This is a genomic window from Fluoribacter dumoffii NY 23, assembly GCF_000236165.1.
GTDB classification, from domain to species: Bacteria; Pseudomonadota; Gammaproteobacteria; order Legionellales; family Legionellaceae; genus Legionella; species Legionella dumoffii.
The window spans coordinates 622,726-645,637 of record NZ_CM001373.1; the positions used below are offsets into that span (position 1 = coordinate 622,726).

Sequence of the window (22,912 nt, forward strand, 5' to 3'; positions counted from 1 at the left end):
CTTATTATTCAAGGCGTTTGCGAAATAATATTCTGAAAAAATTGAAGATAAAAGTTCAAATTAATCTAAATAAAGTAAATAAAAAATAAGCTTTTATTAGGAATTTTTCTCCAATTCCGGAGCTCAACATGAACTGCTTTTCTTAATTTCTAAATAAATTTTTAATAGTAAATTTGAAATTTCTTGTTAAAATGCTCCTTTTTTATTGAACATTGATTTAGAAATAAGTGCGCTATTTAATCTTTATTTTATTTTTGTTTCATTCTTTATGTCACGCCAATATTGGCGATCAGATTTTAAAAGAATATCAGTCTAAATTTTATACTTTACCCGTTACTCATCAAGAACATTTTGCCATGAGAATGTATGCCTTGACAGGTAATGAAGAATACATTAATCCCATCATCAATTATCTGTATATTTTAGGCGGCAGGTACAGATATTTATATAAAAATTTACAAAATGAAATAGTGATTGAGATCGAAAATAAAAGACTCTTATCAATTGCTGAGGGAGATACTGAAAAAACTAAAAAGAGAATAAAGGAAAGTTTAAAATATCCCAAAATCGCCTACTATCTTAGTTTGCTGATTATGACCAATAAAATATATTTTTACCATATGGAAGAAACCCCACTATTTCCCGATACCATCAAAGTCATTAATTTTTTAAAAACTAAAAAAAATTATTTTAAAAAATACATCCTTGATAAAGAAAATATCAAAATTTATGGGGCTCAACTCATTAATTATGTTTACTATTTATACGATTTTGGGATCATTGATTTAAGAGCCTCATACATGCAAAATTTTAGGGAAGTTTTTGCTGACCATCAGGATTCCCAATTAAATGATATGGATTATTCAGCAAAAATTTATGGGATGACACACTTCATTTTAAGTGAAAGCAGGTATTATCAAAAACCGTTTGACCCAAATCAATTTAATTGGATAAATACATACTTAAAAACCCATATTGACGAAATAATTTCTCGCACGGAGTACGATGTAGTTGCTGAGGTGGGTGTATGCCTTATGCTGATTCAGGACAATGATTTTAAAATTATTAACAAAATCAAATCTTATTTAGAAACAATTTACAATAAAAACTATCATATGCTCCCAAATAAGGAAAATTCATTTGATCTCGTTAAAGGAGAGCATCGGAATATTTTAACAATCATGCTTTTTAACTGGCCCAATAAATTAACTCCGGTTCCGAGATCATTGTTTCAGACCATGTTGGAAAAGAATTTTGTTCTCAGTGAATATGACTCAAAGATAACCTACGGACTTCGGGTACCCTATTAAGTGTTTAAAAGCGTTGGAAAAATGGCGGCGATCATGCCGCCATTTATCAATTGGGGTAATTGGGATTACCAGTCACTCCTCCAGGACAAAAAGTAATCTGGTAACTTGTTTGTTTGCCTGAAACATTGCATGTAAAAGAAGTTGATGCATCGTCATGATTATAAGAATATGCAGTTGGGCAGGCCTTTTTAAGCCAGTTAATACGCGGATAAACTGCAGCTTCCCAATCCGCATTGTCTGCCAGGCATTGGGACACTTGGGCGGTAATACCAGGGCTCCAGTTATGGCACCCACAAACAAGGTATGTAAAGGAATATCCTGATTGCAGTGCTCCTGTAGAAGTTGGAGAGCATCCCCACATGTCCGTATATGTTGCTGCCAAACCCGTTACTGAACTGTTCCCATAACCAGGTGAAGGTTGTGGCGGTAAAGTGGTACCTAAACCGAAACCGGTATAAAGATTTATTGTTCCCCACTGGCCTGGTGATGAATATCCAGTATAGGTGAGGACATTAGTATAGCCGAGGAAAGGAGCGCATAAACGGTTCCACTTTCCTGTTCCTGAGTCAAAACCCATGCCGCAATATTCGTGAGCGGCGCAACTTGATGAATTGGTGCAACCTGTTGCCGCTCCGCCTTCAACTGCGGTGTAATTGGGAGGGATATCTACCCCTCCTGTATTTGGGGGTGAAAATGACCAGGGACAAGCTCCTAAACCTGTAGCTTTAGGTTGAATTAAGGCGCCTGCAGATTGTCCACAATTAAATGGATAAGGAGCATTGTTTGGAGGAGGGGGGCCTGTGACAACTGGAGCCAGGGAGCGTACCTCAGCCGGGACATTAAATCCATTGACCATGGATACATCATAAACACCGTCGGTGCCGATTGCGCTGGCAGGTTGCATGAATAATTCCATTTTGGTCAAAGGTGGGAAATTCATTGGTTGAGTGTTTTGTGCACATCTCATAGGATCAGAAGCACTAAATGCAGGACAAGTTCCTGTTGCACAAATCCCGGTTGTGACATCACATCCTGTCCTCACATAGAGTGCGCCATTCACGTATTCCCTAACTGATAAATTAATTACCGAAGGCGCTGAGTTGGAAATCTGTTGATTCAGCTGATAACTTCCTCCTGGTGGTGTGGGATCTGGGGAAGTGCTTGAGGAAGGACCTCCATTTTCAAACTCATACCAAACCGGGAAGGGGCACTGATTTACGAAGGTTACGTTGTGCACTGTGGTTTGATTGGGAATGGACAAAACAGCTTCACTCGTTGTTGCAGTTTCTGTAACGCCACTATAAGAAACTGATGCCGAGACATCGAGTTTGGCAGTTGTGGTGGTGGGAACAACAGATACATAAATAAAACAACTGTTATTGGATGCGGAGGTACCCAGAGTCGCTCCGTTACATGTATTTTTCCCTTGGGTAAGCGTTGCGCTTCCACCTGTGTAAGTTACCGTGACATTACTTAAGGTTTCAGGTTGGGGGCAGTGGTTGGTAAAAACATATTTTACTACGTTATCCGAGTATTGATATGTTTGTGTAGGTAATGGCAGTACTGCGGAACTTGTTATTTGGTGACAACCTGAACCACTCCGAACAACTGTTGAGGTAGACAATGGAACAGAAACACTGGAACTTCCTTTGAGATAGGTGTATTTCACATTTAAGGTGGCCTGCCCAATAGCTACGGGGGTGAAAGTGCCCGTAATGGTGCATTGGCCGCCGCTTCCATTAATGGGTTGATTGGAGCATGTGTTTGCGGTGGACGTAAAACCATTGACAGTCACTGATGTTGCAGTAATTGGGACAGGCCCCTCATTAATGTAGGTAAATGAAACTTTGTAGGAAGAATTAGTATAGGTAACCGCAGGCAATGGTTCTGATACAAAACCTATGATGGGGCCTTTATTTACTGTTCCTGAAGCTGTGGTAGCAAGTTTTGGCAGGGGAACAACGTTATTATGGTAATTCATTGTAAGTTGCAATGAGGCAGCACCCGATTTGTTCGGTTTAAACTGCACAGCCACAGTACAGCTGCTTTTAGGTTTGCCTCTCGGGGCAAGTGGAATGGAAGGATTGCATCCGTTTGAAACAGTAAATTGGCTTCCTGTATATTCCGTAGTAATTTTCAAGGGTACAGGATGCTTTAAATTATTAGTAAAGGTATAGACTACGGGGTAAGTGTTGCCTACCGTTGTTTGTGCCGGTATGCCGCTGGATGGGCTTAATGTCCATCCAACGGGGTCAATTCCTGCTATTGCCTGAAAGGAGGAGTATAAGCCTGTAATTATAGAAACTATTAAAGTTATTTTTTTCATTCCATCTCCAAAGGGTACTTTAATATCTGGTTTACCGTTTTAATTAAATTACTTGGAACCCGTAAAATGCCTTTCTTGGGAATTATCAAATTGATAGGAAACGCCAATTAATCCCATATTTGTTTTAAAAGTTCCGAAATGAAGTTGGGTATCACCCCAGTTTGGTCCTTCTCCAAAACCAGAGGATACCTTGCCAAAGGATTGATAGCTGTAACCTGCGGAAATAAGGAAATTTCGGGATAACAGAAAATCAAGCCCTGCACCCAGGTTATAGGTGAACTGATAATTGGTTTTAGAGGCATAGTTGGGACTATATCTGGGGGTGATATCGGGGAGAGCTGTTTCATTATAGGGCTGGCTGCGATTTATCGATAGACCAACCCCGAGATCAACATAAGGCATCAAAGGCCCCATGCGTACCAAATCAAGTTTTGAATACAATGAAATAACGTCCGCTTCGATACCCCACTGATAAGAATAATCCGTAAACTCCGGATCTGAATATTGAGTCACCAAGCCCTGGATGTTTTTTGAAAAAACATGCTCATAACGCAAAGCTACTGCAAACGACGGAATCCATTGTTGACTACGATTCCATCTGTGTCCTGCCTGTACATCGAGCATAATTGGCTGATGTCGCTCTAAGGAATAGTGATCAAGATTTTCCGGAAAGGGAAAATCTGAACCATTGGGAACAGTCATTGCATCGTTATTCATGATGGTTTGCATAAAACCAACATCTATTCCCAAATACCAATGATGGGAAGAGGCGAGCGAACTCGAAGAGCCTAAAGCAGAGGCAGCAGTAGAGGTATTAAGTGACTGCATCGACTTATTCTTGGATTTCTTTAAATGCGTGGTGCCTTTAGGAGAGGAACTTGTTTGCAGCCTCTTGATAGGATGAGTTATGGTGGATAATGATTTGCAAATGGAGTGTACTTCAGTTAGGGAATAAAAAGGGCCAATTCTAACTGTATAATATCCTTTGGAAGCAAGGGTACGAACAGGATATTGAGCTAGTTTTTTGGTGAGTTGCTTTGCCAAATGCTCGGAACGGAATGACCCCAATTGTACAAAAAAAGGACCGGATTGACTCGTGTTAAAATGGCTGCAGTGTTCCAAGCCATAAATAATGTTGGCATTTCCAGATAGAGGCACTGCCACTAATGCCGATGCAACTAAAAACGTACTCCATTTAAAATTCATAGGTCACATCCTGTAAATAAACATTAAAGCCCATTCCAAAGAAAATTTGCGGTTAACCATTAATTGAATGGGGATTTCCATATCTCGATGGCAAAGGTTATCGTGATTCAGACAAATAGACAAGCCTTATGAATTTGATTTTAAAGTAAAAAAATTTTTGGTAGTAACAAGGCTCACGACAGGGAGGGGAATTATGAGCAGGGGATAGAAGAAGAAGGTAACAGGGGATTATTCTCACCATAAAAAAGGGAAATGGAGGGTTTTTGCGAGAAATAAAAAGCATCACCATAAACATATCAAATTGCTAGTGATTCATCTATATTTATAGATAGAAGTTCAATAGGTATTGCATAATGAAACCAATTAAAAAACTATGTTTTATGTTGGTCTATGTAGTGGTGACACTGCCCTTTATTGGTTTTTATTTTGGTGGTTTTTATACTTTCCTTCCCTTTTTAGTTTTATTTACATTAATACCGCTACTGGATGTCTGGCTAGTGGATGCAAGCAATCCAGATAGTTCCCAGGAACCTAATTTATTAAAAGATAAATATTTCAAACTGCTTACCTGGATTTATGTACCTGTGCAATACACGTTTATAATGCTTGCAATTTACCTGGTTGTGCATACCCCATTAACGGCAATAGAATTTATAGGCTTCGGTATGTCAATTGGACTTTTAACAGGGGGAATCGGAATTACTCTCGCTCATGAGCTGATGCATAAAAATTCCAGCGTGGATCAGTTATTAAGCAAGGTTTTATTAACTAGTGTTTGTTACGGCCATTTCTTTATTGAACATGTTCGCGGGCATCATGTTCATGTTGCTACCCCAAAAGATCCTGCGACATCGCGTCTTGGTGAAAGTGTATATCATTTTTTACCCAGAACACTTATTGGGTCTTTTCGCTCTGCTCTGAGCATTGAGCGTAAGCGTTTAAATCGTAATGGTTATCCCTGGTACCATTTACAAAATCAATTCTGGTGGATAATAACTCTGCCTGTAGTTTTGGCAGTGGCCCTTTATTATTACGGTGGATGGCCAGCATTTTTATTTTTTATTCTTCAATCAGTTATTGCTGTCATTTTGCTCGAAATCATTAACTATATTGAGCATTATGGAATGGAGCGTAAAAAACTTGCCAATGGCTTTTATGAGAAAGTTTCAGATCAACACTCATGGAATGCAAATCATTGGCTTAGTAACATGCTCCTTTTCCAACTGCAACGACATTCAGATCACCATATGTATGGCGCCCGTCCTTATCAATTGCTAAGACATATTGACTCAAGCCCCCAGCTTCCTTCTGGTTATTTGGGGATGATAATTTTAGCCCTTTTTCCTTTTTTATGGAGAAGGGTAATGGATAAGAGAGTACTTGCCAAGCGTGGAGAAAATCTCTAAATGCGTGCGCTCTTCCTATATCATAGTGGGGGTAATATCTTCCTTGTTGGAGATTTCCCCGGTACTGGCGGTATTAATTTGAGTGCCATAGATCATTCTTGAAACCGGACTCCAAAAAAATGAAAAAGTTCTGGAAAAAACCCCACTTGTTTCATTGTTTGTTATTCCAGTTTCTTTAGTCTTTTCTTTGATGCGATCAATAACACCAAAATGTGTAACTGCATGTTGTTCTGCCAATTTCATGAATTCTGTTTCGGCAAGGGGAGGCAATGCTTTAGGTCTGTCTTTATAAAACCGTTCTGCGGCCGTTGCAATCAGTCCCTCAACTTGACTTAACAAATCCAATTCGTCTACTTCAATTTTATCATTAGGGATAATGCTTCGTAAGGCAGCCAGGTCATGGATTAGGATTTGAATTTGCAGATAAAGCTTGGAAAAATCTTCAAGGGTACTGGCAAATTGATCTTCAAAGCTTTTGGTGAGTTGTTCGACACTGAATTTTTCGAGTCCTTTTCCAGCCAGTTTTTTATGAATATAAGCTATTTTAATTGATGAGGGATGGTTGGGTAGATTTTTATATTCTTCAGAATGAGTAATCTCATCAAGAATCACCGAAGGACTATTCTCAATGTGATTTAATTGCATTAATAATTCACTAAAAAACTGGGTTAAGCGAGTATCCATGGATTCTTGCAGATAATTAAAATCTTTTTTCAAATCCTTGGAGCGAGCGACTAAAGTATGATTTATGCTGGTAAAACTTAAGAGCAGGAGCTCTGCCACATACTCGCGGATCGTTATATTGTCTGATGCAGACAGATCTTTGAATTTGGTGAGTATATCAATAATCGCTTGATAGAGGATTTCTTTTTCTTTTTGTTTTTCAATTGAGGACCAATCCTCAGTCAAGTATTGCTGACTTACTTGGCGAATTACAATGCCAAATGTTTCCAGGACATTTTTTCGATTCGTTTCAGAATCTAGAATGGAGGTTTCTTTATCAGCAATTTTTTTAATATTTTCTTCCAAGACTAAACTGGCGGAATTGATCATCTCGGCAAGATTTACTTTTTGAGTATCAAGACCAAAAATGTTAAAGAAGTGGGCTTGCATTAATAAGGCATGCTCTTCATTCACATAGCCTGAGTATGTCGTAAAGACATCATTAAAGAGGCCATAGACATGACCTTTATGTAAGATTTTGCGTTGCTTGGTGAGCCCCATGTAAGAATAGTTGGTGAAATTATACGCATCATAACCTATCTGATTTTTTGCAATCATGGCATAAAGTGCCCGTAAAATAGCAGGAAAATTAAGGGCGGGGAGATTAAGGGGTTTTGTTTCACTATCGATTCCCAGATACTTTCTGCCTAAAGCTGTATGCTGATGAAAAATCTGCTCACCATCGTTAAATGCTACACCTTGGCTGCTTAAAAAACTGATTAACTTATAGAGCATTAATTTTTGGACATGGGTTGTTTTAGAGCCATCAGGAGAAACAATGATTCCTTGTTGCGAACCATCATTTCCGGTGGATCCTGTCCCATGATGTCCTGGCATGGAATAGCGTACAAATTTTTGGGTTTCTTTAGAAACTACTTCCGGACTAATTGGAGTAAATCCCCAATCAGAATGTTCGTTTGCATAAAAAATGAGTTCTGTATTTTTTATAATCTTGGGTAATATGAAATATCGTTCGTCATACCAGGTAATGGGAAAGCAATCTCCAGGTACGGGATCAATGCCAAAAAAGTTTATTGACGCCGCAGGCAAAAAGGTTTTGAGATTATTAAACCATTGTTCTTCCTCTTCTTTAGGAATCTGACCAATTTGTATTTTTAACGTTTCTATAATATCCGGGGTATTATTTGCCGGTGTTCCTTTGCGTCTTTTGATTTGTTGCTCTGTTAAATGCTTCGAAACCTCATCAAAAGTAGTACATGTACCAATAATGGTTTGTATTGATTCCAATTCATGAGCGATTAAAATCGATTCCACTGCCCCCCTGCTATGAGCAATGATATTAATCCGGGTTTGTCCGCGGGCTATTGCCTTGAGTATCGCTGCCAGACCCAGGGCAATTTTCTCCCCTACGTTTGTCCCGTCTGTTTTAGGGCCATTAATTACCGTTATTTCATCTGCCAGATAAGGATAAGGATTTTTTGCATCTACTTTTATCGTTATAGCAGGTGCACTGGTTTTAATTAAAGAGGAGATTACGCTTAAAGTTTCTCCCTTGGGATAATCCTTTACTTTGGCTCCCTTTGTATATGGGGCTGGTTTGGGAATTTGTTTTAATTCAGGGGTAAAGTCGGTGAGCGTTCCCAGCATGGTGAGGGTGAATGGTGGTTTTTCAATTTTACTGTCCATAGTTGCTGCCCCATATTGTGACAATCATTCTGTTATAAATTCATTAATAAATTCATTGGAATAAATAAAAATTAATCAATACCATTATTTTGGGTGATTCAAACTCCTTTATTAAATCTGGGTAATCTGTAACCAATCATGACTTCATTTTTTATAGTTCCATTTCTAATATAAAAAAGCAATAAAAATTGGCTAATTGTATTAAAAAGAAGATAATGCTTTATGCCGTTAGCCGAAGTTACTCATGTTTTTTAGTTCGCTGTGTTTCCCATCGGGTTATTACAAATTACTAAACATTTTATTTCTTCGCGATAATATTCTTTATCGAATCGTCGGATGTTTTTAAAGCCTCATTAATTTTTGAGATGACGTCGTATTGAGGGAAAAACTTATGGCGCCAGCTTATTTCAACTGGTTTTGCCAAAGTGTTTGCCTCTTCCTTTGTTATTGCTGCTGCTTGGACAAAAGTTTTAACCGATTTCCGTAGGATCTTATCCAATTGAGAAATTATGTCATAATAATTACTTGTCTCATCGACAGGGGTCATGAAATCGCGTGTAATCTCTTCAGTTGCACTTTTTAACTGGACTATTTTATTTTGGATAATCTTATATTTTTCATTACTTATGCCAAATTTTTTTTCTAATTTATCGGATAAGTGTATTAGGGCCTTTTCCAAATTTACTGCCGCGGCTATAAGGATTTGCTGTTTTTTCTGAAAAAGCTCATGAACCTTAACTATATGCTCTGTAGTATTATATTTTCTGATGTAGTCTGTAGTGTAATTTCTAATAGGACTGAAGGTATGTTTGGACGGATTAAAATCTTCTACATGATTCGTAAATACATCTAAAGCTTTGTCATATTCCTGATAATAATTTTTAGTCCGGGAAAGGTACTCTGAAGCAGGATAAACTTCATCTGACCAGGGATCACAAATATAAGCAGCCTTACCCCAGGTTTCTGGTTTCCTAGGATCACTCCCTTTTTCCCGGCCAACCACAAGTACTACATGATTTCCACCCAATAACTGAAAAACCTCTGCATCTATATGGGGAACAAAATGTGCAATATAGTCTAAAGCCAACTCTGCAAGCTCATTACAATTGCCTATTGAATATTTTTTACTGCAGGTAATGGATTGATAAAATTCATAGATATAATAATCAAACTCCAACCATGAGTGCGCGGGCTCTTGAGATTTATCTCTTATAGATTTTAGTGCTTCACTAAGACTTTTTTTCTTATCTTCAGGGTACGTGTTGTTTATCAGTTGAGTTCCGCCCTCTACTATAAATTCTCGAGCATAGCTTTTAGCGAGAAGAGCTGCGTCTTTAATTGATGAGGGGACAATAGATTTATCGTGTTTCATAATTGACCAATCGGTAAATATATATAACAAATTATACTGGAATAAACTTAAGGGTTCATTATCAAGAAGACAGAGAAAATCTTAACTTTGAGTTAAACACAGCAGTTGATCTTTTCCAGATCGGGTCCATATATAAACACTGGCTAGGAAAGGAACTCTCCAAAAGGGGTATTACCTGGATGCGCTCGCTAAAAGTGATAAAATATGAGTCGCGACTATAAATCCATCCCCATAAATGGGTGAGTAGAATTCTTTTTCATAAATAATTGTCTAGGGAGATTTCAATGCAAAAGAAACTATTTCCTATTTTAACCTCTGTTGTATTAATGACCGCTCTTTTCTCAGGAGCTAGTGCACTTGACCCTAGGGTAACTAATCAAATACAGAAAAATGATCCGTTCAATATTGATCCCTTTGATAACGACCCTTTTTTTCAATCATCCAATGATGCCCTACGGCAGATGTATAAAATGCAACAAGCTATGGATCAATTCATGAAGCAACAATTTGCACAAATGCAAAATAGCCTTGTAAATCAACCTAATCCAAATCTGTTTGGGAGTACAAGTACCATTGAAATTAAGGAAGGTAAGAAAGGAATTATTTATAAAATAAAATTACCGAAAGGGGCTGACAGCAAAGTGGATGTTGCGGTTAAAAACGGACAGTTAGTGGTTAGTACCAACATCACTCAAAAAATTACACGTGAAGAGGATCATAATAAAAGTGTAAGTTATTCCCAAAGTAATTACAGCCAGTCATTCCAACTGCCTAAAGGCTATGATCCGAACTCTATGGCTACCAAGATGAAGGATTCCAATTTAATTGTGACCTTTAAGAAAAAATATGAGGCATCCTCCATACTCTAAACTCAAGACAAAAATTATTTAAACTATGGCAGCTAAGTATCTGCCATAGTTTAAGAAGGGCGGTTTAATAGTTGAATTTATTTTCATTAAAAGGAACAGGGCTTTTTACTGGTTCGGTGAGAAGGGGTTTTTTTGAGTGAAACACACCAAGCTTGAGAAGGTTTTCCTCATATTCCCTAACTTTGAGGTGAACTTTTCCGAGAGGTCTTTTTCGCTCAACTGAAGCCATTTCCGGCTGGGGTGCAATTGAGGGACTGGTATTCTGACTTTCGGAAACAACATCAGCAGCAGGCTTTGTGGAAAAAAAGTCGCTTGTAATTTCAGAATTTTTTACCGCTGTAAGAGAGATTATTTCCGCATTTAGCTCTGTATGCTTCTTGTAAAGTTTAAATGCATTTTCCGCAAATTTTAATGCGTGTTCCAGAGAGGAGAGTTTTTGTGAAGCAGGGGGAGTAATATGGAGACGAGTTTTTAACCGTCCCAATGGGGAGTTATTTTGCTCAAATAAAATTGAATGCCTAGAGAGGGATTGTAGAAGTTTCATTCTTTCCGCTAGTTCCTCTTGAGTATTGCTGTAATCACGAAGATGTTGGCTCAAGAGAAGTGCTGCTGTGAATTTGTCTTTAGAAAGTGCCTTTATATAGGGTTCGCTTTGTTTGAATTGTATTTCTTCCCTTAAGCGAAGTTGATAAGGAACATGTGCAAACTGGTCTATAAATTCATTCAGAATAGATGCTATTTCCATATCCGCTTTATTTTTACTTTCTCTCAACCTTTCATACAAATCGCGTAATGATTTGAATTCCTGGTCAATTTTTCGTTTCGCAGCTTGGCATTCGTGATGATATCGGAGCGTCCCTTGCTCAAAATGATTTAAGCTTTCTTCAATAACAAACTTGTTTGGATGGTTTGAAATAAAATGTTTAAATTGGCAATAAGTTTCACTGGCAGAGGCATTTGTTCCATCGGTTCCCGCTATACGTTGCATCCATGCTTCCCGTTCAGCAAATAGTTGAAAAAATGGCATAAATTCCTTATACCTAAGCAGGCTTGAAATATCCTCTTGGGTAATAATCTCAGGTAATGCCGGTTGTTGATCAAATGGAATTAATACATCGTTGATAAATGCTTTATAGAATTTCTGAATCGTTTTTAATTCAACATTTAAAGTTTTAAGAAATTCCTTTCCTTGATTTTCTTCCAGGGCAGCACAATTTTTTTCCCACTTTTTGAATTGAACCATCAAACGGCGATAATGCTTAAGAATAGTTTTTGGTTGTGGGGATTTGGAATTATTGGAACTAAAAAACATGGACATCTCCAGAGTTTGCTGGCTTGTTGCGATGTTAAAAAAAAAGAGATGATATCAGGAGAATGATATTTTTGAATACAACTGCTAATTAATTACTATTCGATGGCGAAATGATTGGGAGGTATTTACCGAACCGGTCATGACCAAGGGTTTCAAAGATGCCTGACCTAACGGATGAACTGCTTCTCTATCAAACCCTCACGGGTATTTGGCCTTTACTTGCATCCGAGGATATGGAACCGTTTGGAAGTGTTTTGTTAAGGCTCTTCGCGCGAGAAAATACCACTCTTCATCGATAAATCCGAATGAATCCTTGAGAAATGTGCTGTTCTTTTTATGAAACGGTTATGCTTCCGACAATTAATTTCTTGATTTTTAATTTTCTAAAAAAGTTGCTTAATAAAACGCATTTTACTCCTACAATCAATATAAAGATGTTTTTTTTACGAAGATTATCATTTGATAGAAATCCATGGAAAAAAAGTAAAAACCTTATCGGTTTTTTAATAATATACTATTGTTGTGATTACTTGATTTTTTTTTCAGAAATCATAGAAGGAGTTGAGGCATGATTTGTTCCTTTTTTTAGATGAATTATTTAAGTTAACGGGAACTTTTGTGTTGTTACTCGCTGAAAAAAAGAACAAATAAAAGATAAAATTTTTAATTAAATATTTATTAAAAGAATTTTTTTTGTATTTCAAAGACCAGTACTTTAAAAGAATTATTTCCTGTGCAATCAATTGTATTGAGGAATATTATGGGGACAGTTCTGTCCGTCCCCATTTATTCATGAATTTGTGATTTGTTATATGCATCCTCTTTCTCTTTATTTACTTTATCACAAACCTCTTTGGTATATCTTGTTTTAGGTGTTATTTTGCATATATTTTTAATATTTTTTTTCTCGGGATGCTCAGTTTTTTCTTTTTCACTTTCCATAAAGTCCTCCATTTTATTTTTAGGCAGCTCAGGATCTGCTGATGATAACTGAAACAATGGAAGAGTTTTTTATTTAAAAATTATCTTATGGCCATAAGATGAAATTAAATAAAGTATGCGAATTACTTTATTCATACTAATTTTAAAATGCTTTTAAAATTAGCTGTTTTTTTATTAACCGCAAAATTAATGATAATATCGATCAATTGTAGTAGGCCAACTAGCCATATCCGGCCAATTATTTTTATCAAATCCATATTCTTGTTTTAATTGTGACTTGTCTACGTTCAATATAAAACAATCTTCATTATCATTGTAATGAATGCTCTTCCATGGGAAAGCAAAATATTTTTCACCCATACCTAAAAAACCACCAAAGGATAAGACAACATATTTTGCTTGTCCGGAAACTTTATCTAAAACTATTTCTTCAATTTCACCTAAAGATTCCATATTAGGGGATTTTACTTCCTTTCCTTTAACATCGTCTGATTTAACAATTTCAGGATTATTCATAATTTTCTCCTTAAATTCCCTTTAAAATCCACTTTAATTATAGATTAAAATTAAAATTAGTGTAAAAAATTAAGATAAACACTAAGTAAAAAATGTTTAAATTATTTTAATTTTTATTAATTTATATTCTTTTATTATTATAATTTTATGGAATTTTTTATATAAAAAACAAAATTATATTTATAATAAAATTATGATTTTTTGGTGTGTAAATTTCAATTTAACTCAATTGAAAAATTGATTTTAGGAGCAGGATAATAACATCGGAACTTCGAAAATTTATATACAGATTACTGGATCTTGTAGTTCCAGAGAGGAGACCAGCTATTGGTATTTTTCAATAGCGGCTTCTCGGCATAAAATGTCCCGAAATGTCCCGGTAACTAGGCGATATAATCTTTAAATTTCTCATCCATTGTATTATCTACTTTTGGAAATAGGTAGTTTTGCGGGGTGGGTACACGGGTGACATAAAACTTGTCTTTCTCATCAAGATACAAAGTTGCATCAAATCCCACTTTAGAACCTAGTGTGTGCTTTTTCGCAGAAGGATCCAGCTTGGAGCCAAGCGCGCCATGAACAACCACAAGATCGCGTTCAGCTTGAAAACGAGTAGCTACAGCCCATTCTATTTGATTACTGTCATCAATATCGATGTCTTCGTCCACTACAACTACAAATTTAATGTCGTAATGACAACCCAGAGCACAACAAATTACATTTTTCGCTTCACCCATCTGCGTTTTTTTCATTTTTATAGCCATATGGTAACGGCCTAAGCCCCCAGGAGTTAATCTTAAATCCAAAACGTTTGGAAAGTTTAAACGAATTCGCTCGAGTAAAGAGGCTTCTCGCGGGACGCCTCCTAATACAATATTTTCCAGACCAGAAGGATGATTTGTCTCAAAAATGGGTTTTTGTCTGTGAGTGATGCAAGTAATTTGAACTATAGGTAACATGGAACTTCCCGTATAGTATTTGGGAAATTCTCCAAATGGTCCCTCCAATGCTCTTAGACCAGGTGGAATATAACCTTCGATAGCTATTTCTGCCTCAGCTGGGATATGGACATCATTGGTATAAGATTTAACTACAGGCAAAGGTTGGCCCATGAGCGCACCTGCAATTTCCAATTCCGACTGATCTCTTGGTGCAATCATTTGTGATGACAATTTTGTTAAAGGATCGTCTCCAATGGTGATGGTTACAGGTAAAGGGGCGTCTTGACTTTCAGCATATTGATGGTAGGCATAAAGGTCTCGAGGCAACATCAGGATGCCTAGCTTATCCGGGGCATGAACTTGCAGACGATTGATTGATGTATTTTGCTTTCCTGTTTCCAAATTTAAACCATGGACTAATCCTGAAGTAATATAAGGGCCAGCATCTTTTTCGTGATGGGTTACGACGGGGAATAATTTTAAAATATCTATATTTTTACCAAGAACCACCTCATGCACCGGCGCTTTTTCCTGAGCGACGACATGCCAGGGAATGGGATTGTGCAATGCTTTTAATATGGATTTAAGCATTTCAGACTCATTGACTTTCATGGCCTCTGCAGCCCAGCGGCGTTGTCCTAAAATACCAGCCACGATAGGGATTTCATATCCTTGGGGCTCAGGAAAAAAAAGCGCTTTTTCCCCTTCATAGTGCTCTATCCAACTCATTACTTCAAATTTAGGGTTTAAATGAGTTTTGCTGACCAATAATCGGTTGGTGTTATATAAGCGATCAAGCCAATTTCGTAAATTATTCATGAGTAAGTCCCTGCTGTGTTTCTTTAATTAATAAAAAAGACAATCACGAAAATGATGATCTCGAAATGTCTCATCTTTGCTTTGAGTCGCTTGGTCAGGGGATGGAATTATTTTTTTAGATTGAATCGCAAAATATAATCCATAGCCTGGATTTTCCTCTACTATAACTTGACAGTTAACCAGGAAAATTTGGTTTTTCTCTAAAAATGTGGCGGGATCTTGGAGCAGCAGTTTTTTTGAGTGCTCATCGTCCTTAATTGCGTTGAGTAGATTTGAAATTTTTTCTGCAAATGCAGGAGAAAGAATATTTTGCATGGTTAATCTCCATATTCCGAAACAGTCCTTTGTTCTGGACAACATCGGCTGCCCGAAATAGTGTTTCATAAAATTCGATACTTTTAAAATGCAATCTTTAATGGTATATGCATTTTTTATCTTTATTATTACATTTTTATTATTCTGTTTGTAAAGCTCTTGGCTGATCTCCAGAAAATGAAATGAATAGGACAACTCAATAAAATAAGGATGTAACATGGTGGATACAATTGCCAATGAAATTATGGCACAGGAGCAAAAATTACTGGTCCGGAATGAACCAGTTGCCCTTTTGGCTGAATTAATTGATGATGAATTTATCGAATATGGCAGTAATGGTAAAATGAACGATAAAAAAGAAGCGGTTCGCTGGTTAGCAGAACCTAATTCTTTTGAAATTAAAGGCATGGATTTTGAGTCAAAATTTTTATCAGAGGATGTTTTTTTATTGAGCTATATTAGCGAAATGAAAGAAAATCATGATTCAGAAGGCAAGTTCTCAAGGCGTATCTCGATTTGGCGAAAAAAAAACAGTAGATGGCAGATGATTTTGCACCATGGAATATCAATCGATACTCCTTTATGAATGACTGAAACCTTCTCTGGAAAGGGGTTTCTCCAGACTGACTTGTCCCTTTCGGAAGATTCTTGTAACTTGAAAGGTTAAAACCTATTCCTTGGCCTTTGTTATCCCCAAAGTTAATATCGAATGGACCTACAGTACAGGAATAAGCCGCTTAAACTATCTCCATTTTTGGGGGAGAGTTTTATTTCCAGGCATAACGTTTATTTTCCTGCTACACTTAATAAATGGACTTTTGTATGAGCGATTTTCAGCACTCACAGCAAGGAGAGGAGTAAATGAAAAAGCTTTGTGTTGCACTAACAGGCATACTAATTTTAGGATGGACCACGTTGACCTTTGCAGATGATGAATCTTGTAATAGAAAATACGATTATTGTATGAGCTCATGCGAAAGCCAATACAATCAATGCACCTCGAATAATGATGAATCCTACTGTCAAGAACAATACCAACCCTGTATTCAAGGCTGCAGTAATACTCGCGATAGTTGTTTGTCTCAGTAATCTGAAAGGACTTAAAAAATGAGTTTAAAACAGTGGAGTGTTTCATTATTCCTGGTTATTGCAATGAACATGAATGTTTTTTCTTCAGAAGCTACAATAACTAAAACAGCTCCCCCATTACATAAACTCGCGGCTAATTGCCCCCAAAACTGTACTTCCTGCTGGGAACAATGTACGAAAGACGATGATTGTGGCGTGGAACAAAGTTGTATAGCAACTGCTTGTGGGAACCGTTGTGTTAAAAAAGCGGCGGATTGATACTCATTTCAAAAATGATACCCAAGTAAGTCAATGTAGAATTTCCCGGCCTGCCTCTCTAATCTTACTATTTTAGACTTTCTTCCTAAATAACAGGACAATAAAACTAGCCAACCATACATAAAATCCAATTAGGGTTTTAATAACTATTATCCAAGGCGACATTAAGGCAAAAAATATAGCGGCATAACACCAAAAGTCACCTCTTTTTAGACCATGATTATATAATGCAAAAAAATAAAACGGGTTAGCTAACCAGGCTAGTTGTAAACCAATAAAGCCTGTCCAACCCGACAATAATAATTCAAAACCATATGCAGTCAGCGGTCTGCCCAATTCTACATCAGGAATAACTGCTGCAGGTAAAGCCAAGGATATAAGATACAATATTGCTGATAGGGTTGGCATGGATCTACTCACAGTTTGTAAGAGCTTTCGGAGGCTTTCCCGGGTTTTAGGATTTGCTATACCTCCCGGGAGTAAAACAACAGCGCTGCACCAATTAGGTAACGTATCATTCGCAATTTTTTTGTCTTAGGCATAAGATAAAATCTACGCACTTCTTTCTCTAGGGTTGGCAGCGAATATTTAAATTATGCTGTTGTTTGTATTGTAACTTTATTCTTCGAAAACTATCTATTTGTACTCTAGATAAGATTTTAGTTCATTTTGTTATAAATTTCCTGAAGACAGGCCACTGTATAGGCTTACAGGGAATGTAAACAAACCTCAAAATTCAAAATATTTTGAGGCTTATTTTTATTGAATTATCTATATTCTATAGTGGAGATTGCTATCGATTATTTCATCGGACGCTTTATTTGCCTGTTGTGCTGCAGCTTTACATACTTGTGTAACAGCTCTCACTATAACTAAATCCAGATTGCTGCCGATTTTCTCGGCCAGTTCAAAAGGCAAATTAGTTTTGCCTGCGAATAGCCCTCTGGCAGCGGCGCTCGAGAATAATTGTTTCTCTTTTATTAAACTCTCTTTTATTAAACTCTCTTTTATTTCCGGAATGGAATCTTTTTGAAGACTCTCATTTGCAGGGTATAGCTGCGTAAAGCAGTTAAGTTTTCTTTAGTCACAATTAAGTCAATACGGGAACCATGAGTTAAATAAAAGAATAAATTTATAGTTGCTAATGGATTATCTTTAATTAATTCTTTTAAATAGATGAAGTCATCAATATATAAGGGAAAATTTCCAGTTTGTATGGATGCAATTTCATTTTTAATAAAAGCGAAAATATCTTCGAACAGCTCTTTTTTTACATTAGGGGGAGGATGGTTCGATACTAACTCTGCAGATAAATCAATTTCAAATATATATCCTGCAGGGGGGCGACTGAAATCATTAGCATTCAAATTTTCAACTAGTTTAATTATATCATCAATATCAACATCACTCATTTGTGAATTTATGGCTCAAGTTGAGCGATAATGGTAACATGCGATCATATGTTGTTCAAAGAATATTGTTGTACATTGAAAAATAAGAAATGGTCTATGATGAGGCGGTAATTAATTTTAAGATATCAATAAATTATATTAAGATTTATTTTCTATATGGACGTGTATTTAAACCTTGAGGGCTCGGGGATTCACCTTAACTCATTGATTCTCATGGTGGCCAGAGGCAGAATCGAACTGCCGACACGAGGATTTTCAGTCCTCTGCTCTACCGACTGAGCTATCTGGCCCCGAGGGTTGCTATTAGACTCCTAGAAGCGTTTCGAGTCAAGTGTTGAATGCATTTTTTTTTAAAAAAAATGATAATTTTTTGCTTTAATTCATTTATCGCTTAACTGCATCTTTTTGATTAGTACTCTATTGTTTCTAAATGAGTTTAATGGGTTCAAAATGGGCTCAAATTGCCCTTGGGTGCTATTTTTGTTTATGTGTTTAAAAAGAGGGAGGGAAGAAAAAAATTTGCGGTATGTATTGCGGTATATATCCCCTCTACATGACAAATAATATCGAGTGTTCGTTATTCAGTTTCTTAGCAACAGGTTTCAACCACCGTGCTACAGCACGGTAGAGGAAATTTTAGCTTACTTGTCTAAAGGAGAAAGGCAGAGAGATTTGTATTTATTCGCCAGAGCTTAGGGGTGTATAGCCGGATGGTTTGTCAGAACCCTCGCCAAAAAAGTATTTTTGCATTTCTTCTTTTAAAAATTCACGGGCTTTCGCTTCCATTAAATTCAGACGGTATTCATTGATAAGCATAGTTTGGTGGGCCAGCCACATATTCCAGGCCTGTTTTGACACCTCATTATAGACCCGCTCGCCTAATACACCCGGGAAGGGTGGTTTTAGCAGACCTTCGGCTTCTTGTTTTAATTTACAACAAAATACTGTTCTCGTCATGTTTGCCTCTTATTTCAACACCATTAAGACAGTATAGTGTACGGTGAATTAAGCAATTTTGTAGTAAAAAATTAAATTTTTTTAATCTGAACGATGTTTTGCCTGCGCCAATAAAATATGTTGGGAAAGGATTTGCTCCTGTTCGTTGGTTAATCCATTAAAAGATACTGCAGTGCGATAATTATGCTCGCTTTGATATTGGCTATAAACTACAGTCCCTTCAACTATGATGGGTATCATTTTGGGTTTGGTATAAATAACTAATTTTAAAAGTGTTTTTTCTCTAATGAGTTCAGGTGTTTTAAATGCCATTCCACCCAGACTGATATTAACTTTACGTAGTTGAATGGTATTGGTCATGAGCATTTGCCGTGATAAATAATCTATTTTTGCATTGAGCAGATTAAGATAATGGGCTATGGTAGGTTCTTTAAGTGCAATCACTTGGGTAAGTTCCGCCAATTCATAATCTATTTCTTGAAAATAATGAGCCGCTTCCAGATAGCGTTGCCCATTTTTACCTAGAAGTTGATCCACAACTGCGCGATCAGGACACAGTTCCCCTGGTTCCATAATTCGGTAATTAAAATAGATATGATCTTCTACCCGAAAATGTTGACGTCTCTCATGTATAGGCATAATAGCTCCATTAACTGCATTTTTGAGTGTATAAGCCACTCCATGTGACTTATCAATTACATAACATTCTTACGTGTTCCTCGTGTCCCATTTCCAATGTCAGTGAATCCGGCGAAACTTTTACAGGCCACGCATTCTCTTCTTTTTCTTGCTTTGTTGTAGGAATGATTTGTTCAGTCTGCTTCAATTCATTTTGTGTTAAAGATGCTTTTAAAAGTTTAGTGATAAATGGCATCGTAAATCCTTCCAGGTGTCTAATCGTTCTTTTTGCTTTCCTGGAGAGTTTCAAGCTTTCTTGTTGTGCTTGTGTGTAATTTGTTGCTGCTTTTGCACTTTTTATACATTTATCAAGAAAACATATGAATTGTGCATCCCTAATTTTATCTTGTTTAATCGCTTCTAAGACGACTGCATTAAATTCAGCTACTCTATCCAGCTTCAAGGCAGCGGAAAAAGCATCATTTAATTTTATTGGCATTTCCCTGGGAGAAATCAACTTTTGTAATTGCAGTTGTGCGTCAAAAAAGAATTTTTTTAAGACGTGCATGCCAAAACCTCTATCATTGGCAGACATAATCAACTCCCTGAGTTGTTCCTCAGTTTCAATAATGCATTCCAATTTATCCTCAGTAGTGTTCGTTTCATCAGCAATTTTTTCGCTATAGCTCTTTATCGTATGCATAATATAAGTTCTGTTCCCCGCATAGTAAGCATCTTTGATAATAGCCAAATCCGCGGGATCCAAATAGTTTATAAAGGGATCCAGAATAAATTGATGCTCGGGATGGAGTATGTCTTCTCTTAATTGCACTAACTGGGTTTTATCTAAAGTGATTGTTTTGGCAGAGGTGAGGGTTATGGAATTACCCCCACCGCGCCGTTTAATAAAATCTACCATCACTGAAGAAACTTTATCACTAAAGGTTAGTTGTACCAGATTATTATCCAGACAATCTATTCTTTTTATTTTATTGGGTTGCCGGTAGGTCCAGGCATTTTTAAAGGGTCGGCCATCGTCACTAAATAATATCGGATTATGGATTAATTTTTCAAAAATTAAGGCACTTCTTATCAGAGGCAAATCGATATCACCTGTTGTTTGCGGAAAAACATCATCGATTGCTGCAAGACGCTCCATGACACTCGTCCGCAGTATTTCTGCATCTTTTTCGAGAACCATCAAATCACTTAATTCGGAAGTGAGCTGGCTTTGCTTTTCAGGGCTCAACTGGTTTTTAAATTGTCGCTTGATGCGCGCAGACTGGCACTGATGTTGCCACAGGATATGTGTCATGTATTGAATAATTTTAGGTCCCAAATCACGTAACGTGATGATGCTTTCAAATTTTGAATGCATTGATGAGTCTTCAATAAGAGTGCGATTTCTCCCCAAACCATGACGCGTGTGCCTTTTTAAAAACTCTCCAGGTATCAAACATAAACGGGAATCAAGTATAAATTTTTGAGATTCCATTAGTGACTGGTCAAAGACAAAAAGGGATTTGGCATTTTTTAATGCTTTATTTTGACAATTGCCTCCAATTGCATCGGTATCACTACATAGATAAAGAAGTCCGAGGGCATTACCAAAATCATCAATAAAACAATCTGCCTGTATTCCTTCACCTAAAGGTTTTATTGTTGAATAATGGGTATATGTTTTTCCCATCAGCCATGCATAAAATACTTTGCCAATGGAGAATTCACCGAGCAGCTGTATCTCATCAAAAGGAATAAATAAAGCAGGGTGTCCATTATAGGAAATTGTAGTTACTGCAGCAGTCGCTAATCCGAACATACGGGAAATATTCAGTCCTATTGCTTCATGCTGAACTTCTTTGATATTTCCATGTTTGGGTAATTTGATAATGGCCTTTGTGCTAAGCCTATAGTGTTCTCGCTTTATAATATATTCTTCTGCACTCAAACCTTCTGTCCGGTCACAAAGACGGTGCAGCTGTTGCTTTACCTCTTCTAGACTCATTAAACTGATTTTTTCTGTTACCCCGCCTATATTTTCTTGCAATGTGCAATAAACAAGTTCTGTCCCATTGTCCTGAGGGATAATGATTCGTTTTAATCCGTTAAGATTATTAAGATCCAAGAGGAGCTTTAACTTTTTTTCTATGATTTCCCTGGCTGAATTATTTTGCGGTAATTTTTCCATTTCTTCATCCAGAAATTGGATTTGGGTAAGCACCTGCAACGAATCGGCGGCGTTAAAGGGAATGGGGTCTGCAAAAGTTTGGGTAAGGGCATACAGTTTTGCTCTGCTATTAACAATTAGTTCTTCTAACTCAGTATCTACATCTTGGAGTGTACGGGTTGGTCGCTCATAATAATTGTCTCTGGGTAATTGAATTATTTCGTGAGCATTTAAAGTATAACGGATGCCTTCTTCTGCTTTGATGAAATCGACAGATTTTAATAGAGGCGGGGAGCCTCCTTTTTCAAAAACGGTAGAAAATTTGATGATGGCACAAAATTCACGCCACTGTTCGGGATCGGTTTCGAAAGTTTCCCAGTCAAATAAATTATTTTTATGTAAATCGATATGCTCTAAGAGTTTATCCAGATCAGAATAATGTGACATATCGATATCTTGAAGTTCCATTGAAACAGGATTTTCACTTATTTCTTTTAAAAATCGTCTGATAATCCTATTTTTTTTCCCCAACTCCATTAGCTAAGTCCTTATAAAACCGATTAATCCTGTCTATAAATATAGACAATTTTTATGCTTTTGGTCAAAAAGAACATTAGGGGTTTCCGTAGAAGAATCAAGGTGCTTCAGCCTAAGCTCATTGAATGTAAAGGATGCTTATGGTGGGATAAAGGGCGTAGTGATAAGAA

General features: G+C 36.9%; 21 protein-coding genes and 1 tRNA gene. 7 read left to right on the plus strand and 15 right to left on the minus strand.

What is annotated here, in order from left to right; translation table 11 throughout:
- Nucleotides 1-227: 227 nt before the first annotated feature.
- Nucleotides 228-1,310, plus strand: a complete 1,083-nt coding sequence (locus KYQ_RS02895) for a DUF3541 domain-containing protein (protein WP_010654054.1) — start codon at nucleotides 228-230, stop codon at nucleotides 1,308-1,310.
- Nucleotides 1,311-1,356: 46 nt separating this feature from the next.
- On the opposite strand, the gene KYQ_RS02900 is transcribed toward KYQ_RS02895, so the two are convergent.
- A complete protein-coding gene (locus KYQ_RS02900; RefSeq protein ID WP_010654053.1) occupies nucleotides 1,357-3,636 on the minus strand; it encodes a thaumatin family protein in 2,280 nt (759 codons plus the stop codon).
- 48 nt (nucleotides 3,637-3,684) lie between these two features.
- Entirely contained in the window at nucleotides 3,685-4,842 is a 1,158-nt protein-coding gene (locus KYQ_RS02905; RefSeq protein ID WP_010654052.1) for an SPOR domain-containing protein, read from the minus strand.
- A gap of 353 nt (nucleotides 4,843-5,195) precedes the next feature.
- Between KYQ_RS02905 and KYQ_RS02910 the strand changes: the two genes are divergently transcribed.
- The gene (locus tag KYQ_RS02910; RefSeq protein ID WP_010654051.1) at nucleotides 5,196-6,248 is read left to right on the plus strand and encodes an alkane 1-monooxygenase; all 1,053 of its coding nucleotides are present in this window, start codon (nucleotides 5,196-5,198) and stop codon (nucleotides 6,246-6,248) included.
- 15 nt (nucleotides 6,249-6,263) lie between these two features.
- On the opposite strand, the gene KYQ_RS02915 is transcribed toward KYQ_RS02910, so the two are convergent.
- Together KYQ_RS02915 and KYQ_RS02920 are read right to left on the minus strand one after the other, a co-directional pair.
- Nucleotides 6,264-8,618, minus strand: a complete 2,355-nt coding sequence (locus KYQ_RS02915) for a hypothetical protein (protein WP_019349634.1) — start codon at nucleotides 8,616-8,618, stop codon at nucleotides 6,264-6,266.
- 298 nt (nucleotides 8,619-8,916) lie between these two features.
- Nucleotides 8,917-9,990 (minus strand): hypothetical protein, encoded by a 1,074-nt coding sequence (locus tag KYQ_RS02920; protein ID WP_010654049.1) that lies wholly within the window; start codon nucleotides 9,988-9,990, stop codon nucleotides 8,917-8,919.
- A 284-nt stretch (nucleotides 9,991-10,274) separates the two neighbouring features.
- Between KYQ_RS02920 and KYQ_RS02925 the strand changes: the two genes are divergently transcribed.
- Nucleotides 10,275-10,859 carry an Hsp20 family protein gene (locus KYQ_RS02925; RefSeq protein ID WP_010654048.1) on the plus strand — a complete coding sequence of 195 codons (585 nt, stop codon included), beginning with the start codon at nucleotides 10,275-10,277 and terminating at the stop codon, nucleotides 10,857-10,859.
- A gap of 64 nt (nucleotides 10,860-10,923) precedes the next feature.
- Here KYQ_RS02925 and KYQ_RS02930 read toward each other — a convergent pair whose 3' ends face one another.
- The gene (locus KYQ_RS02930) at nucleotides 10,924-12,171 is read right to left on the minus strand and encodes a hypothetical protein (RefSeq protein WP_010654047.1); all 1,248 of its coding nucleotides are present in this window, start codon (nucleotides 12,169-12,171) and stop codon (nucleotides 10,924-10,926) included.
- Between the two features lie 158 nt (nucleotides 12,172-12,329).
- On the opposite strand from KYQ_RS02930, the gene KYQ_RS19070 reads away from it, so the two are divergent.
- A complete protein-coding gene (locus tag KYQ_RS19070) occupies nucleotides 12,330-12,470 on the plus strand; it encodes a hypothetical protein (RefSeq protein ID WP_019349635.1) in 141 nt (46 codons plus the stop codon).
- A 487-nt stretch (nucleotides 12,471-12,957) separates the two neighbouring features.
- On the opposite strand, the gene KYQ_RS19075 is transcribed toward KYQ_RS19070, so the two are convergent.
- The 4 genes from KYQ_RS19075 to KYQ_RS19430 all read right to left on the minus strand — a co-directional run bounded on the left by KYQ_RS19075 (nucleotide 12,958) and on the right by KYQ_RS19430 (nucleotide 15,704).
- Nucleotides 12,958-13,113, minus strand: a complete 156-nt coding sequence (locus tag KYQ_RS19075; RefSeq protein ID WP_019349637.1) for a hypothetical protein — start codon at nucleotides 13,111-13,113, stop codon at nucleotides 12,958-12,960.
- Between the two features lie 186 nt (nucleotides 13,114-13,299).
- Entirely contained in the window at nucleotides 13,300-13,629 is a 330-nt protein-coding gene (locus tag KYQ_RS02950) for a PRC-barrel domain-containing protein (RefSeq protein WP_010654045.1), read from the minus strand.
- A 383-nt stretch (nucleotides 13,630-14,012) separates the two neighbouring features.
- The gene (locus tag KYQ_RS02955; RefSeq protein WP_019349638.1) at nucleotides 14,013-15,389 is read right to left on the minus strand and encodes a UbiD family decarboxylase; all 1,377 of its coding nucleotides are present in this window, start codon (nucleotides 15,387-15,389) and stop codon (nucleotides 14,013-14,015) included.
- A gap of 27 nt (nucleotides 15,390-15,416) precedes the next feature.
- Nucleotides 15,417-15,704, minus strand: a complete 288-nt coding sequence (locus KYQ_RS19430) for a hypothetical protein (RefSeq protein WP_231294596.1) — start codon at nucleotides 15,702-15,704, stop codon at nucleotides 15,417-15,419.
- Between the two features lie 217 nt (nucleotides 15,705-15,921).
- On the opposite strand from KYQ_RS19430, the gene KYQ_RS02965 reads away from it, so the two are divergent.
- The 3 genes from KYQ_RS02965 to KYQ_RS02970 all read left to right on the plus strand — a co-directional run bounded on the left by KYQ_RS02965 (nucleotide 15,922) and on the right by KYQ_RS02970 (nucleotide 17,051).
- The gene (locus tag KYQ_RS02965; protein ID WP_019349639.1) at nucleotides 15,922-16,290 is read left to right on the plus strand and encodes a DUF4440 domain-containing protein; all 369 of its coding nucleotides are present in this window, start codon (nucleotides 15,922-15,924) and stop codon (nucleotides 16,288-16,290) included.
- A 275-nt stretch (nucleotides 16,291-16,565) separates the two neighbouring features.
- Nucleotides 16,566-16,793: a hypothetical protein gene (locus KYQ_RS18810; RefSeq protein WP_081465864.1), complete on the plus strand. Its 228-nt coding sequence runs from the start codon at nucleotides 16,566-16,568 to the stop codon at nucleotides 16,791-16,793.
- Nucleotides 16,794-16,811: 18 nt separating this feature from the next.
- Complete coding sequence (locus tag KYQ_RS02970) at nucleotides 16,812-17,051, plus strand: hypothetical protein (protein WP_010654041.1); 240 nt, start codon at nucleotides 16,812-16,814, stop codon at nucleotides 17,049-17,051.
- 72 nt (nucleotides 17,052-17,123) lie between these two features.
- Here KYQ_RS02970 and KYQ_RS02975 read toward each other — a convergent pair whose 3' ends face one another.
- The 6 genes from KYQ_RS02975 to KYQ_RS03000 form a co-directional block, all read right to left on the minus strand.
- The gene (locus tag KYQ_RS02975) at nucleotides 17,124-17,459 is read right to left on the minus strand and encodes a hypothetical protein (RefSeq protein WP_010654040.1); all 336 of its coding nucleotides are present in this window, start codon (nucleotides 17,457-17,459) and stop codon (nucleotides 17,124-17,126) included.
- A gap of 599 nt (nucleotides 17,460-18,058) precedes the next feature.
- Entirely contained in the window at nucleotides 18,059-18,463 is a 405-nt protein-coding gene (locus tag KYQ_RS02980) for a hypothetical protein (RefSeq protein ID WP_010654039.1), read from the minus strand.
- Nucleotides 18,464-18,677: 214 nt separating this feature from the next.
- Nucleotides 18,678-18,753 (minus strand) — tRNA-Phe (locus KYQ_RS02985).
- Between the two features lie 388 nt (nucleotides 18,754-19,141).
- Entirely contained in the window at nucleotides 19,142-19,420 is a 279-nt protein-coding gene (locus tag KYQ_RS02990) for an oxidative damage protection protein (RefSeq protein ID WP_010654038.1), read from the minus strand.
- A gap of 81 nt (nucleotides 19,421-19,501) precedes the next feature.
- Nucleotides 19,502-20,059: a PilZ domain-containing protein gene (locus tag KYQ_RS02995; RefSeq protein WP_010654037.1), complete on the minus strand. Its 558-nt coding sequence runs from the start codon at nucleotides 20,057-20,059 to the stop codon at nucleotides 19,502-19,504.
- 52 nt (nucleotides 20,060-20,111) lie between these two features.
- Nucleotides 20,112-22,742 (minus strand): hypothetical protein, encoded by a 2,631-nt coding sequence (locus KYQ_RS03000; protein WP_010654036.1) that lies wholly within the window; start codon nucleotides 22,740-22,742, stop codon nucleotides 20,112-20,114.
- Nucleotides 22,743-22,912: the final 170 nt, after the last annotated feature.